The sequence below is a fragment of the Aeromonas australiensis genome (genome assembly GCF_000819725.1).
GTDB lineage: Bacteria > Pseudomonadota > Gammaproteobacteria > Enterobacterales > Aeromonadaceae > Aeromonas > Aeromonas australiensis.
Map to the genome: position 1 here is coordinate 1 of NZ_CDDH01000058.1, position 12,181 is coordinate 12,181.

17 protein-coding genes and 1 pseudogene are annotated in these 12,181 nt (G+C 58.7%); 13 read left to right on the top strand and 5 right to left on the bottom strand.

The window, feature by feature from the left end; translation table 11 throughout:
- Window positions 1-379: 379 nt before the first annotated feature.
- Window positions 380-658 (bottom strand): YcgL domain-containing protein, encoded by a 279-nt coding sequence (locus tag BN1117_RS19725; RefSeq protein ID WP_040096854.1) that lies wholly within the window; start codon window positions 656-658, stop codon window positions 380-382.
- A 107-nt stretch (window positions 659-765) separates the two neighbouring features.
- On the opposite strand from BN1117_RS19725, the gene minC reads away from it, so the two are divergent.
- The 5 genes from minC to mtgA all read left to right on the top strand — a co-directional run bounded on the left by minC (window position 766) and on the right by mtgA (window position 3,873).
- On the top strand, window positions 766-1,485 hold the full coding sequence (minC, locus tag BN1117_RS09555) for a septum site-determining protein MinC (protein WP_040096856.1): 720 nt from the start codon (window positions 766-768) through the stop codon (window positions 1,483-1,485).
- A gap of 18 nt (window positions 1,486-1,503) precedes the next feature.
- Entirely contained in the window at window positions 1,504-2,316 is an 813-nt protein-coding gene (gene minD, locus BN1117_RS09560; RefSeq protein ID WP_040096858.1) for a septum site-determining protein MinD, read from the top strand.
- Window positions 2,317-2,318: 2 nt separating this feature from the next.
- Window positions 2,319-2,588, top strand: coding sequence for a cell division topological specificity factor MinE (gene minE / locus BN1117_RS09565; protein WP_040096860.1), 270 nt, complete (start codon window positions 2,319-2,321; stop codon window positions 2,586-2,588).
- A 197-nt stretch (window positions 2,589-2,785) separates the two neighbouring features.
- Window positions 2,786-3,112, top strand: a complete 327-nt coding sequence (locus BN1117_RS09570; protein WP_082032583.1) for an HI1450 family dsDNA-mimic protein — start codon at window positions 2,786-2,788, stop codon at window positions 3,110-3,112.
- Window positions 3,097-3,873: a monofunctional biosynthetic peptidoglycan transglycosylase gene (gene mtgA, locus BN1117_RS09575; RefSeq protein ID WP_040096861.1), complete on the top strand. Its 777-nt coding sequence runs from the start codon at window positions 3,097-3,099 to the stop codon at window positions 3,871-3,873. The genes BN1117_RS09570 and mtgA overlap by 16 nt, the downstream gene beginning before the upstream one ends.
- Window positions 3,874-3,876: 3 nt before the next feature.
- On the opposite strand, the gene BN1117_RS19940 is transcribed toward mtgA, so the two are convergent.
- Complete coding sequence (locus BN1117_RS19940; RefSeq protein ID WP_280135998.1) at window positions 3,877-4,005, bottom strand: hypothetical protein; 129 nt, start codon at window positions 4,003-4,005, stop codon at window positions 3,877-3,879.
- 136 nt (window positions 4,006-4,141) lie between these two features.
- On the opposite strand from BN1117_RS19940, the gene BN1117_RS09580 reads away from it, so the two are divergent.
- Window positions 4,142-4,465 (top strand): HI1450 family dsDNA-mimic protein, encoded by a 324-nt coding sequence (locus BN1117_RS09580; RefSeq protein WP_040096863.1) that lies wholly within the window; start codon window positions 4,142-4,144, stop codon window positions 4,463-4,465.
- 55 nt (window positions 4,466-4,520) lie between these two features.
- On the opposite strand, the pseudogene BN1117_RS09585 reads toward BN1117_RS09580, so the two are convergent.
- Both BN1117_RS09585 and BN1117_RS09590 read right to left on the bottom strand, forming a co-directional pair.
- A pseudogene (locus tag BN1117_RS09585) lies at window positions 4,521-4,832 on the bottom strand (DUF1289 domain-containing protein).
- 1 nt (window position 4,833) lies between these two features.
- A complete protein-coding gene (locus tag BN1117_RS09590) occupies window positions 4,834-5,712 on the bottom strand; it encodes a CvfB family protein (protein ID WP_005345791.1) in 879 nt (292 codons plus the stop codon).
- A 231-nt stretch (window positions 5,713-5,943) separates the two neighbouring features.
- On the opposite strand from BN1117_RS09590, the gene BN1117_RS09595 reads away from it, so the two are divergent.
- The 4 genes from BN1117_RS09595 to BN1117_RS09610 all read left to right on the top strand — a co-directional run bounded on the left by BN1117_RS09595 (window position 5,944) and on the right by BN1117_RS09610 (window position 8,327).
- On the top strand, window positions 5,944-7,158 hold the full coding sequence (locus tag BN1117_RS09595; RefSeq protein WP_040096867.1) for a UPF0149 family protein: 1,215 nt from the start codon (window positions 5,944-5,946) through the stop codon (window positions 7,156-7,158).
- A 170-nt stretch (window positions 7,159-7,328) separates the two neighbouring features.
- A complete protein-coding gene (locus BN1117_RS09600; protein ID WP_040096868.1) occupies window positions 7,329-7,793 on the top strand; it encodes a MarR family winged helix-turn-helix transcriptional regulator in 465 nt (154 codons plus the stop codon).
- A 2-nt stretch (window positions 7,794-7,795) separates the two neighbouring features.
- Entirely contained in the window at window positions 7,796-7,984 is a 189-nt protein-coding gene (locus tag BN1117_RS09605) for a DUF4250 domain-containing protein (protein WP_005345797.1), read from the top strand.
- A 163-nt stretch (window positions 7,985-8,147) separates the two neighbouring features.
- The gene (locus BN1117_RS09610) at window positions 8,148-8,327 is read left to right on the top strand and encodes a hypothetical protein (RefSeq protein WP_040096870.1); all 180 of its coding nucleotides are present in this window, start codon (window positions 8,148-8,150) and stop codon (window positions 8,325-8,327) included.
- Between the two features lie 165 nt (window positions 8,328-8,492).
- On the opposite strand, the gene BN1117_RS09615 is transcribed toward BN1117_RS09610, so the two are convergent.
- A complete protein-coding gene (locus BN1117_RS09615; RefSeq protein ID WP_040096871.1) occupies window positions 8,493-9,080 on the bottom strand; it encodes an FMN-dependent NADH-azoreductase in 588 nt (195 codons plus the stop codon).
- A 226-nt stretch (window positions 9,081-9,306) separates the two neighbouring features.
- Here BN1117_RS09615 and BN1117_RS09620 point away from each other — a divergent pair, with 226 nt between their 5' ends.
- The 3 genes from BN1117_RS09620 to hxpB all read left to right on the top strand — a co-directional run.
- On the top strand, window positions 9,307-10,197 hold the full coding sequence (locus tag BN1117_RS09620; protein ID WP_040096872.1) for a DMT family transporter: 891 nt from the start codon (window positions 9,307-9,309) through the stop codon (window positions 10,195-10,197).
- A gap of 97 nt (window positions 10,198-10,294) precedes the next feature.
- Window positions 10,295-11,473, top strand: coding sequence for a formate-dependent phosphoribosylglycinamide formyltransferase (gene purT, locus BN1117_RS09625; protein WP_040096874.1), 1,179 nt, complete (start codon window positions 10,295-10,297; stop codon window positions 11,471-11,473).
- A gap of 129 nt (window positions 11,474-11,602) precedes the next feature.
- On the top strand, window positions 11,603-12,181 hold a 579-nt coding region (gene hxpB / locus BN1117_RS09630), incomplete at its 3' end, for a hexitol phosphatase HxpB (protein ID WP_040096875.1).

Below are 12,181 nucleotides of genomic sequence, written 5' to 3' on the forward strand. Positions count from 1 at the left end.
CAGGTGCGGAATGACGGTTATCACCGTCCTCTTCATGCCCCATTGGGTCGGCAACTCATCCCGCAGCGGAGACCAAAAAAGCGCCCAAAGAAGAGGCTGAAAATAATCGATGAATGGGCCAATAGCCGTTGCAATGGAGGATATGAGTGTGCGCCGCTCGCTATTTTTGTGAGCGCCAGCAAAGGTTGAGGATATGGTGTTGGGAGCGGATTGACTTTCTATTTAAACAGCGAAAAGTGAATATCACCAAAGGGAGGGTTTAATTTGGCCAGATCCTGTCACGGGATTATCGCACACCACCTCTCCGGGGCCGGAATGCGTCATGCACAGTCACAAAGAATTAGCCCCGAGCGGCAGAACGCAGAACGGGGCGGGATATTCAGGATGGTTTTTTCAGGCTGGCCTTGTGCTGTTCCAGCAAATTCTCGGGGGGCGGCGGCACCTGCAGGTAGAACCCCTGGTTGGTCAACGCGGCCATCACCTTGCCGACATCAGCCAGCCCCAAGGGCTTGGCCGGATCCAGCTTGGTCATCAGCACCAGCTCGGGACGCCCGAATGTGCTCAGCAATGGCTCGGGAACGCGGGAGAAATCCTCTCTTTTTTCAACAAAAAGGTAGGTCTCGGCTTTTTTGCGACTTTTATAGACTGCACACAACATGGAAATTGATATAATCCAACGAGTTTATTGCCTCTGATGGGGGCAAACTATAACATCAGGAATTGAATAACAATAACGGATTAGCATCTCTGCCTCGGGGAAGATTCATGGTTGAGCGCGATAACGAATTGAAAGGGACCACCTTCACTATTTCTGTGTTGCATATCAGCGATGGCGAGCCTGAGCGGATCCGTCAGTTGTTGGCCGAAAAAGTGGCCCAGGCACCCTACTTTTTTAATTGTGCGCCGCTGGTGATCAATGTTTCCCGACTGGAACATATTCCCGATTTCGAACAGCTCAAGGAGCTGGTGGAGTCCGAAGAGTTTGTGCTGGTCGGCATCACGGGGGCGCGCAGTGAAGAGATGAAGACAGCCGCCAAGGCGGTGGGACTGGCCGTGATGGCCTCGGGCAAGAGTCGCAAGAGCGAACCGGAACCCGAGCCAGCCCCCGCGCCAGCCGCCCCTGAGGTAGTTCCCGAGCCCGAACCCGCCCCCTTGACCCCGAGCAAGGTACATGTGGGACCGGTTCGTTCCGGCCAGCAAATTTACGCCGCCGGCACCTCGCTGGTGGTGCTGGGGTCCGTCAGTCCGGGCGCCGAAGTGCTCGCCGACGACAGCATTCATATTTATGGCACCCTGCGTGGCAGAGCCATTGCCGGCGCCCGGGGCAACACACGGGCCCGGATCTATTGCCAGCAATTACAGGCCGAGCTGCTCTCCATTGCGGGCACATTCCAGCTGAGCGATGCATTGCCGGCAGGCCTAATCCAGCAACCGGTACACATCCGGCTGGACAACGAACAACTCCGAATAGACCGTATCAAATAGAGTTACAAGGAAGCGAGAATGGCGCGAATCATAGTCGTTACATCGGGTAAAGGTGGCGTTGGCAAGACCACAACCAGTGCGGCCCTGAGCACCGGCTTAGCCCAGCGTGGTCACAAGACTGTGGTCATTGACTTTGACATCGGTCTGCGAAATCTGGATCTCATCATGGGTTGCGAGCGGCGCGTGGTGTATGACTTCGTCAACGTTATCAATGGGGAAGCAAACCTCAATCAGGCGCTGATCAAGGACAAACGCTCGGAAAATCTGTTTATCCTGCCCGCCTCCCAGACCCGGGACAAAGATGCCCTCACCCGTGAGGGGGTCGAGAAGGTACTGGATCAGTTGGCGGAGATGAAGTTCGATTACATCGTCTGCGACTCCCCTGCGGGGATCGAGGCGGGCGCCCTGATGGCGCTCTATTTTGCCGACGAAGCGATCGTCACCACCAACCCGGAAGTCTCTTCCGTGCGTGACTCAGACCGCATCCTTGGCATCCTGGCCTCCAAGTCGCGTCGTGCCGAGCGGGGCGAAGACCCCATCAAGGAGCACCTGCTGCTGACCCGCTACTGCCCGACCCGCGTCAACCGCGGTGACATGCTGAGTGTGCAGGATGTACAGGAGATCCTGGCCATCCCGCTGCTCGGGGTGATCCCGGAGTCCCAGGCGGTGCTGCGCGCCTCCAACTCCGGCGAGCCGGTTATTCTGGACAAGGAGTCCGATGCCGGTCAGGCCTACGAAGATGCGGTGTCCCGCCTGTTGGGTGATGCCAAGGAATTTCGTTTTCTGGAAGAAGAGAAGAAGGGCTTCTTTAGCCGACTGTTCGGGAGTTAAACATGTCATTATTGGATTATTTTCGTTCCAACAAGAAACAGAACACCGCACAACTGGCCAAAGAGCGGTTGCAGATCATCGTTGCTCACGAGCGTTCATCCAGAGGGGGGCCGGATTACCTGCCCCAGCTCAAACAGGATATCCTCGACGTGATCCGCAAATACGTCAACATTGATCCGGACAAAATAACCGTCCAGCTGGATCAGAAGAGTGACGAGCTTTCGGTGCTGGAGCTCAACATCACCTTCGCCGATGACAACAAAAAGGGATGAGCTGACGCCCTATGCGTGACCCCTTCCCCCCATGAAGACCGGATCCTGTCACTGGATCCGGTTTTTTGTTGGCACAAAAACAGGTCACTGCCACTCGCCTCATCTCGCCAAGGGGTCTGCCGACCGCTAGAATAGCGCCGCCCCGCAGGCTGTGATCTGCGCCGGCACCTTTTTCTCTTTTCTGGAACAGACCGCTTATGTCTATGAATGACCAAATGCACAGCGTCGAGGAACTGCTCGATACCGCCCTCGAACTCTTTATGGAGCTGGCCTCAGACAACCTGCCGGAGCAGGAGATCGCCCGTTTCAACCAGGAGTTCAACAGCCGCGGCCTGCTGGCCGAAACCGATCCGGCCGATGACTGGGAAGCAGACGTGGGGTTTGCGGTGAGCGATGCCGACTATGCCGAGATCTGGGTTGGCCTTGGCAACGAGCAAGAAGAGTACGAGCACCTGTTTGCCCGCATGCTGCTCTCCCGCCGTGTTGACGAGAAGTTCTGCCACATCGAATGGCTGCCCCAATAATTCCGGATCCCGATGATCCCCGCCACTATCAGTGGGAGTCTGATCCTGAGCGCCCATCTGCATCCCTTGGTCGCCGGGTGCTGAGGTGGGCAGGCAAGATCGCGCTGGCCGGGCTGCTCTGCTCGGTCGGCCTGGTCGCCTTGCTGCGCTTTATCGATCCGCCGATGTGGAGCTGGCGTATCGAGCGGGCCCTGTTTCCGCCAGCCCAGCTTATCCAGGTACGCCATGAGTGGGTGGAACTTTCTTCCATCGCCAAGGAGTTGCAGTTGGCGGTCATTGCTGCCGAAGATCAGCGCTTTGCTGATCATAATGGCTTTGACATGGCCGCCATCAGTGCCGCACTCAAACATAATCAGCGTAGCGAGCGAGTGCGTGGTGCCAGCACCCTCAGCCAGCAGACCGCCAAAAACCTCTTTATGTGGAGTGACCGCAGCTTGCTGCGCAAGGGACTGGAAGCCTGGTTTACCCTGCTGATGGAGCTGGGATGGGACAAGGCCCGCATTCTCGAGGTCTATCTCAATATCGTGGAGTTCGGGCCCGGCATTTATGGCGCCGAAGCGGCCGCCCAACATTACTTCGGCAAACCGGCCAGCCACTTGACCCGCTATGAGTCATCCCTACTGGCCGCGGCCCTGCCCAATCCGTGGCGCTATCGGGTCAAGCCCCCGTCACCCTATGTGCAGAAACGCTCGGTGTGGATCCGCCGCCAGATGGGGCAACTGGGCCAGCAGCCCCTCAACAGGGTACATCAGACTGAGTGAAGATCAGACCCCATCAGATGGCTTGGGTGGGCCCAGATGGCCACCCACCGTCTCCTGATGCAGCGGCAGATAGTGCCACCACCAGGTCTCTCTTCGCCGCTTGATCTGCTGCCGCCGGATCCGCAGTTTCATCTTATCCCTCCTGTCAGCGTACCTGCGCAATACCATACTCCCGCAAGCACCAGCTGAATAGGGGCTGTGCAGCACTCTGGCTGCTCACATCAATAATTGTTAAAGTAGCGGACCTCGATGTATCTGGAGTGATTTCATGGAACAGCGTACCCCGGATCAGCTGGTCGAATGGGCCTATGATCAGTTTCTTGAGCAGGCCGCCGATATGCTGGCCCCCGAACAAATAGTCGACATCACCCTGGAGTTTGAAAAGCGTGGTGCCGTGGAGGCGACCCTGCCCAGTGCTGACTGGTCGACCGAGCTGGGTGAGCCGGTCGATATGGAGCGCTGGGTCGAAGTGTGGGTCGGTTTGCTGGATCATCAGGATGAGTTTGAAGTGATCTTTGCCACCTTCCTGCTGCCTCGTCTGCTCACTGAGAATCAAGTGCATGTGCGCTGGCATCGCCAGCAGCAGGCATAAAAAAGGCGCCATCGGCGCCTTTATTGTTTCTGTGCTCTTTTATTGCTGTTCTCTGCTAATCCTGCGCCGCAATGGCCTTGGCCAGACAGCGGCGGCACCAGCAGGCGCTGGCCTCCTGCATCGGCAGTACCGGCAACTGGCTGCACTAGCACTGCTCGATGGTCTGACCGGCAGAGACGGCGCAATAGGCCGGTTCACCACAACCCGGGCAGCGATGGGTGCTTTTCGAGCCATTCAGCTCTGCCATCACCGCCAGCTGGGCCTTGCTATCCATCGCCGACCAGTGGCCGATCTCGGTCAGGGTGCGGCCACAACCAAGACAAAGCCCATCTTTCGCCTTGCAGAGACCAACACAGGGACTCGGCATCTTATTCGCTATCCTGCGCCTGCTCGCCTGCTTGTACCTGCGCGGCACCGGCGTCGGTCAGGGTAATGGCGTTATCTTCGATGACGATCTTGCCCTGCTTGTAGAGGCCGCCGATCGCCTTCTTGAAGGTGCCCTTGCTCATGCTGAACAGCTTGTAGATGAGCTCGGGTTCGCTCTTGTCACCCACCGCCAGACTGCCGCCCTGCTTTTTCATCCGGCTCAGAATGCGTTCACCGGCGTCATCAACCCGCGCCAGACCCGGCTTTTGCAGGGTCAGATCGAGCTTGCCATCTTCGCGCACCTGCTTGACCCAGGCGGTTTGCGGCCGACCGGTCATCACCCGGCCAAACACCTCGTTCTTGAACAGCATGCCGGGATACTGGCCATTGACGATCACCTTGATGCCAAGGGGGGAGTGCTCCCCCGGCAGCGCGGTCACTTCGTCACCGACCTTGAAGTTGCTGCCGGCCGGGGTCAGGAAACGCTCGATACGACTGGTGCCGACCATGCGCCCTTCGTTATCCAGTTGCAGACGCACCAGATAAACGTGGCCCACCTGCATCGGCTTGTTCTGCTCGCGGCTCGGCACAAACAGATCCTTTTTCATGCCCCAGTCGAGGAAGGCACCAATCTTGTTGGCATTGACCACTTTCAGACCGGCAAATTCGTCCACCATGGCAAATGGCTTGTCGGTGGTGATCACCGGCTCGCAATCGGCATCCAGATAGAGGAAGACCTGCACGCTATCCCCCTCTTTTACCCCTTCCGGCAGTTGACGCTTGGGCAGCAGCAGTTCACCGTACTCATCGGCCGCAAGCCAGGCGCCACGGTCTTCGAGTTCAACAACGGTGAGGGTGTTCATCTTGCCAATCTGTATCATGGTGCTCTCTTTTCTCATTACCCGGATGGGCCAATTGATCATGGCCCCTATGGGCGCGCATGTTACCTCAAGAGCGGTGATCCGGCCTAGTCCCCAAGCCACCACGGTCCGCCCTTTCGCCCCTATCTTGCCCGACAATGGCGATTAAATCGCCAAACAGGTGGCCATTTGCTGCAAATAACCCCACTTTTAGGTAGACTTCGCGGCTGTTCAAATCCAGAGGAACTGTCGATGACCCCATCCACTCGTACCCGCCATCTTAATCAATGGATCCAGAGCCACAGCGATCAGGACATGACCTATCCGGCCCTGCACGGTTTTCTCTGTGCCCGTCTGGTGGGGCCACAGACCCCTGACTGGCAACACCCGCTGGCTGGGTTGCTGGAACAGGATGCCGAGCTGGATGAAAAAAGCGCAGAAGCCCTCAACCACCTGATCGCCGAGCTGGAAGCCCAGGCCGACGACGCCCAGCTGGCCCTGCCAAGCCAATGCCGCCTACCCAGCGATAACCCGGAGCAGGTGTTCGAGCAGAGCCATCCCCTCGGTCAGTGGTGCTACGGTTTCAGCCAGGGCTTTGCCACCTGGCCCAAGCCGAAGGATTTGAACGACCCGACTACCCAGTACCGTTTCAGTCTGGCCGCCGAGCTGAGCCTGTTTCGCGACAAACAGATGGCCCAGATGCTCTATAGCGCCGCCGCCAGCGAGCTCCCCTTTGTCGAGTTCTGCAAACGCCAGCGCCAGAACATGAAAACAGCCCTCAACCAGCTGCTCAACCTCGACCAGTATCAGGCCGCCCCCAGCGCCGATGTGGCCCTTAATGGCGAGCAGGCCCAACAGTGGCAGAGCTGGTTCGAGCTGGCCGACCGCTGCCGCGATCATCAGGCCCGCCTCGGCTGGTTCGAAAAGATCATCGCCGATGCCACTCCGCTCTTTGATGAAGCCTTCTGGCAGCAAATCGCCGGCCACGGCTGGAGTGCTCCCGAGCTGCGCCCCCTGCTGGCCGCCAGAGCCGGCTGCGCTGACTGCCTGCTGCGCCTTGGCAAGCTGGCTGAAGCCAAAGCGGAGTATCTGGCACTGCTGACAATCTGCGTGGCCGACGAGCTGGGTTGCCGCTACAACCTCTCCACCCTCTATGCACTGCAAGGGGATTGGCAGGCGCTGGCCGCCCTGCTGGTGCGCTTCGATGAAGCCTCCAGCTGGTTGCTCTACAACAAGGCGCTGATGGTCTTTGCTACCGAAGGGGCCGAGGCAGCCAAGCCCCATCTGCTGGTCGCCATCGAGGCTAACCCGCACATTCCGGCCTGCCTGCTGGGTCAGCGCAAGCTGCCCAAACAGGAGCCGCAAAGCTGGCAAGCGGGCAGCCGCGACGAGGCGGCGCTCTACGCCATCCACACTCGCGAGGCTTGGCTCAAGCAGAACGCCCTCATCTGGTTGCGTAAAGGCTGAACAACGGCAGCTTAAAATCCCGTCGGTCAGACCCGGTTTTTCCTTGAGGGCGTGCGTCACTGCACATTTCATCGCAACCGGGTCAGACAAATCTGCTTTAGTTTCGTATCATCAATGTCAAAGTATCAAAAGAAACTGCATCTGATGCAGCCGTCACAGCAGGGTGTAATATGTCAAAAATCATAGCGTTACTCGCTCACTACCCGCCCTATCAGTTGGTACATGCCGCCGAGATGCTACGGGATACCTTCGAACAGTTTTATGAACAGCGTTACCAGCTGACCGTGCCGCAGTGGCGCCTGATGATGGTGCTCGGCCCCCACTACCCCATCAGCCAGAAAGAGCTGGTCGAGGCGAGCGGCATGGACAAGGTACGCATCTCCCGCGAGATCCGCCGTCTGGTCGAAAAAGGGATCATCTTTACCGAGAGCAGCGAGCAGGATAAACGCATCAGCCTGGTCTCTCTCACCCACGCCGGTCTCGCCCTCTTCCTGCAGCTCAAGAGTGAAGCAGGCAGCTGGCAGCATACCCTGACCGACTATCTGCCAAGCGAATCCCGCGAGGCGATCCGCCAGCATCTGCACAGCGTCAGCGCCGCCATCGAGCAGCTGCAATCACTGGATAGGGAGAAGTAATCATGGATTTGAAAAAGTTCGCCACCATGGACATCAACATGCTGCTGAGCGTCGTCAATATGCAGCTGCGAGATCGCTATGACGATCTGGAGGATCTCTGCAAGGCGCAGGAGATCGATCAGGCGGCACTGGAAGCGCGGCTCGCCAGCGGCGATTTTCACTACCAGCCAGCGCAGAAACAGTTCAGATAAAGAGAGCTAGCGGGATCGGGATCACAGCGCCAGTGATGGCGCTGGCTCTGTGGTAAAAACCTGATATGGTCTGAAGAGCCCCAACAGGGTGATGCACGGATACATCACCCTGTCACAAGAGGGCATTAAAATCGTTTCAGGTGAGCAAACCAAGGATGATCCCATGATATTGATGACCCGACAGAGCCTGTTGATCACCCTCTGTACCCTGCTGATGATCAGCCTCTTTACCCCCCAGTTACCGCAAAGTACCGAACAGTGGCTGACCGCCCTGCTGTTGGGTCTGCTGGTCGCGGTGGCGCTGTTACTGGTACGTGGTTGTCGCCGCTTTATGATGGAGTAGGGACTCGCCAGAGCGGTTATACGACACACTTGCCGCGATACTCTCTGTAGCAGCAACATCTGTATCAATCAGACCAGCCAAAAAACAAACGCAGCCGGATGGCTGCGTTGTGGTATCTGGCGGGGCAACCCTTGAAGAGAAAGCCCTTGGCGGGATAGCGAGCCCTTAGATAGCCAGAGCCTCAAGCTGTGCTTTGGCCGCTTCCATCCCCTTGCTCTGGGCATCCGGGCCCATCCCCATCCCCTCGGCGTAGATGAAATCCACCTCTTTGATTCCGATGAAACCGAGCACGGTACGCATGTAGGGAGTGACCAGATCGGTGGCGCTGCCGACGTGCATGCCACCGCGTGGGCTGATCACCAGCGCACGGGTATTTTCAACCAGACCGACCGGACCGGTTTCGGTGTAACGGAAGGTGACACCGGCGCGAGCAACCAGATCGATCCAGTTCTTCAGCTGGGTCGGGATATTGAAGTTGTACATGGGGGCGGCAATCACCACCAGATCGCTCCCTTTGAGCTCGGCGATCAACTCGTCAGACTGGGCGATCACCGCCAGTTGACGCGCATTAAGGTTGTCACCACCGCGCAGGCCAGAAGCCAGCTCGCCATCCAGCACCGGCAGGTTGAGAGCCGCCAGATCACGGACGGTGACGGTATCGCTCTGATGCTGGGCAAGGAAGCCATCGATCAGGGCGTTGGATTGGGAATATTGCCCCAGGATGCTGGATTTAAGTACGAGAATATTGGCCATGGTGAAACTCCATTTGATTATCGGTTGAACAGCATTGCTGTCGATGGAGGTCACTCTAAACATTGTGCTTATTGGCTGATAGCGAAAATAGATGCCCAACTTGTTCAAAATTTTTGATGTAAGAACACTTCCTCGCCAGCCAGCCCCGAGGCCGCGCTTCACCCCTTGGCAGAACAAACGATTGCCGTTATGATCCGCCGCACTTTTTTCCAGCGACCCGGATCCCATGATACCCTCGCGCAGCCACTCTCCTTTGGCCGGTGCAGTCTGGATGATGGTGGCAGGCCTCTGTTTTGCCGCCGTCAACAGCCTGAGCCAGTATGTCAGCTTCACGCTTGGCCTCCCATCGACCCAAGTCGCTTTTCATCAATACCTGATCGCCCTGATCTGCCTGCTGCCCTGGCTGGTTCGTCATGGCCTGCGTCAATCCCTGATGACCAATCAGTTCCGGTTGCACCTGCTGCGGGTCGCCCTGGCAGTGATCGGTATCCAGTTCTGGCTATGGGCGCTGGCGGTGCCCATTCCCATCTGGCAGGGGATCGCCCTACTGATGACCTCACCGCTGTTTGCCACCTTGGGCTCGACCCTCTTTCTCAAAGAACGAGTGAGCAAAGCCCGTATCCTGGCCACCCTGGCCGGTTTTGCTGGCGCCATGTTGATCCTCGCCCCCTGGACCGACGAATTTAACTGGGCCTCCCTGTTGCCGGTGGCGGCGGCACTGTTCTGGGCTGGATACTCCCTGCTGGTGCGCTACCAGGCGTCAACCGAGTCCTCCCACACCATAGTGGTCTACCTGCTTATTTTCAGTACCCCGTTCAATGCCATGCTGGCACTGCCACAGTGGCAGTGGCCGAGCGAGAGCCAATGGCTGCTGGTAGCCGCCTCCGGCGTGCTGTCAGCGCTGGCCCAGATGTCCATTGCCCGCGCCTACAGCGTGGCAGAGGCATCGTTCATCCAACCCTTTGATTTTGCCAAGCTGCCGATGAACGTGCTGGCGGGCTGGCTGGTGTTTGGCTGGGCTCCCCCCGGTCGTCTGTGGCTGGGAGCCGCCATCATCATTGGCGCCATTACTCTGCTAACGCATCTGGAGCAGCGCGCTCACAAACCCGTTTCCTGAGGTACGCCATGCGTGCCTCTTTTTTTGTCCGCTATTCCCGCAATCAAGTGTGCAATAGCGACCATCAACAGTGACCATCGACATCAGGAGAGATCGTATGTTTGGAACCGCAACCCGCCCCGGCGCCACCCGAGCCCTGCTGCTGGGCTCCGGCGAACTTGGCAAGGAGGTCGCCATCGAGTTGCAACGGTTCGGCATCGAAGTGATCGCCGCCGACCGCTACCCCAATGCCCCCGCCATGCAGGTGGCGCACAAAGCCCATGTGCTGGATATGCTCGATGGCAACGCCCTGCGTGCCCTGGTTGCCGAGGTCAAACCCGACCTCATCATCCCCGAGCTTGAAGCGATCGCCACAGATACCCTTGCTGCCCTTGAGCAAGAGGGAGTCAAGGTAGTGCCCAACGCCCGCGCTACCCAGCTCACCATGAACCGGGAAGGGATCCGTCGCCTCGCCGCCGAGACCCTGGGGCTTCCCACCTCCCCCTACCGCTTTGCCCAGAGCAAGGAGGAGTTCGTTGCCGCCGTCGAGGCCATCGGCCTGCCCTGCGTGGTGAAACCTGTGATGAGCTCGTCCGGCAAGGGGCAGAGCGTGCTGCGCGATCTCGCCAAGCTCGATGAGAGCTGGACCCATGCCCAGGAGGGTGGCCGCGCTGGTCGTGGCAAAGTGATCGTCGAAGGCTTCGTCCCCTTCGAGTACGAGATCACCCTGCTCACGGTACGCGCCGTCGATGGTATTCACTTCTGCGAGCCGATCGGCCACCGGCAAGAAGATGGCGACTACCGCGAATCCTGGCAGCCACAGGTGATGAGCGAGCTGGCGCTGGCCCGATCCAAAGAGGTAGCGGCCAAGGTGGTTGAGGCGCTGGGCGGTTACGGCCTGTTCGGGGTCGAGCTCTTTATCAAAGGCGATGAAGTGTGGTTCAGCGAAGTCTCGCCGCGTCCCCACGATACCGGCATGGTGACCCTGATCTCGCAGGATCTCTCCGAGTTCGCCCTGCACGTACGCGCCATTCTGGGGCTGCCGGTCGGCACCATCACCCAGTACGGGCCGAGCGCCTCTGCCGTGGTGCTGCGCGAAGGGCACAGCCAGGATATCCGCTATCAGGGGATTGGCGAGGCGCTTGCCAAGGTGCCGGGTGCCCAGCTGCGACTGTTTGGCAAACCGGAGATCGCCGGTCGCCGCCGTCTCGGCGTGGCGCTGGCCCGGGGTGAAGATTGCCGCGAGGCGGTCGAGCAGGCCAAAGCCGTTGCCGCCAGCGTCGAGGTCATTTTCTAAACGCTGTTTTTTCGCCGCACCGAAACAAACGTTTGCCGGTGTGATCGGGCGCAAGGGGCATGGCAATGCCCCTTTTGCATTTTCCCGTCAGGCTTATAATCCCCTCTTCAAATTTGTCAGGAGTACAAGATGTTAGCTGCCGTGATCTTCGATATGGATGGTGTTCTGATCGACTCGGAACCCTTTTGGCAACGGGCCCAGATCGCCGTTTTCTCCGAACTGGGTCACCCCCACACGGTAGAGGATTGTGAATCGACCATCGGCGTGCGCATCGATCAGCTGGTCGCCCACTGGTATCGCCTGCGCCCGTGGAGCGGCCCGACCCAGGAAGAGGTGGTACAGCGCATTCTGGATCGGGTCAACGCCCTGATCCTCTGTGAAGGTCAGGCCAAAGCCGGTGTGCTGGAGGCACTCGACCTTATCGAAGCCCGCGGGCTGAAAGTGGGTCTGGCCACCTCCTCCCCCTTTGCCATGGTGGAAGCGGTACTCGGCAAACTCGGCATTCGCGATCGCTTTATGGCGGTTCACTCTGCGGAAGTCGAGCGTTTCGGCAAACCGCACCCGGATGTCTATATCCACGCCGCCGAGAAACTGGGGGTTGAACCGGTTCATTGTCTGGCCATCGAGGACAGCTTTACCGGCCTGCTGGCGGCCAAGGCGGCCTCCATGACTGCGCTGATCGTGCCGGACCCGGCTTTAGTCGGCGAC

Excerpts from the sequence above, each read along its gene's own strand:
- mtgA (WP_040096861.1), top strand. The coding sequence starts at position 3,097 with ATGGCTGCCCCAATAATTCCGGATCCCGATGATCCCCGCCACTATCAG.
- minD (WP_040096858.1), top strand. The coding sequence starts at position 1,504 with ATGGCGCGAATCATAGTCGTTACATCGGGTAAAGGTGGCGTTGGCAAG.
- BN1117_RS09580 (WP_040096863.1), top strand. The coding sequence starts at position 4,142 with ATGGAACAGCGTACCCCGGATCAGCTGGTCGAATGGGCCTATGATCAG.
- minE (WP_040096860.1), top strand. The coding sequence starts at position 2,319 with ATGTCATTATTGGATTATTTTCGTTCCAACAAGAAACAGAACACCGCA.
- BN1117_RS09590 (WP_005345791.1), bottom strand. The coding sequence starts at position 5,712 with ATGATACAGATTGGCAAGATGAACACCCTCACCGTTGTTGAACTCGAA.
- BN1117_RS09610 (WP_040096870.1), top strand. The coding sequence starts at position 8,148 with ATGATATTGATGACCCGACAGAGCCTGTTGATCACCCTCTGTACCCTG.
- BN1117_RS09570 (WP_082032583.1), top strand. The coding sequence starts at position 2,786 with ATGTCTATGAATGACCAAATGCACAGCGTCGAGGAACTGCTCGATACC.
- BN1117_RS19940 (WP_280135998.1), bottom strand. The coding sequence starts at position 4,005 with ATGAAACTGCGGATCCGGCGGCAGCAGATCAAGCGGCGAAGAGAGACC.
- purT (WP_040096874.1), top strand. The coding sequence starts at position 10,295 with ATGTTTGGAACCGCAACCCGCCCCGGCGCCACCCGAGCCCTGCTGCTG.
- BN1117_RS09615 (WP_040096871.1), bottom strand. The coding sequence starts at position 9,080 with ATGGCCAATATTCTCGTACTTAAATCCAGCATCCTGGGGCAATATTCC.
- BN1117_RS09595 (WP_040096867.1), top strand. The coding sequence starts at position 5,944 with ATGACCCCATCCACTCGTACCCGCCATCTTAATCAATGGATCCAGAGC.
- BN1117_RS09620 (WP_040096872.1), top strand. The coding sequence starts at position 9,307 with ATGATACCCTCGCGCAGCCACTCTCCTTTGGCCGGTGCAGTCTGGATG.
- BN1117_RS09600 (WP_040096868.1), top strand. The coding sequence starts at position 7,329 with ATGTCAAAAATCATAGCGTTACTCGCTCACTACCCGCCCTATCAGTTG.
- BN1117_RS19725 (WP_040096854.1), bottom strand. The coding sequence starts at position 658 with ATGTTGTGTGCAGTCTATAAAAGTCGCAAAAAAGCCGAGACCTACCTT.
- BN1117_RS09605 (WP_005345797.1), top strand. The coding sequence starts at position 7,796 with ATGGATTTGAAAAAGTTCGCCACCATGGACATCAACATGCTGCTGAGC.
- minC (WP_040096856.1), top strand. The coding sequence starts at position 766 with ATGGTTGAGCGCGATAACGAATTGAAAGGGACCACCTTCACTATTTCT.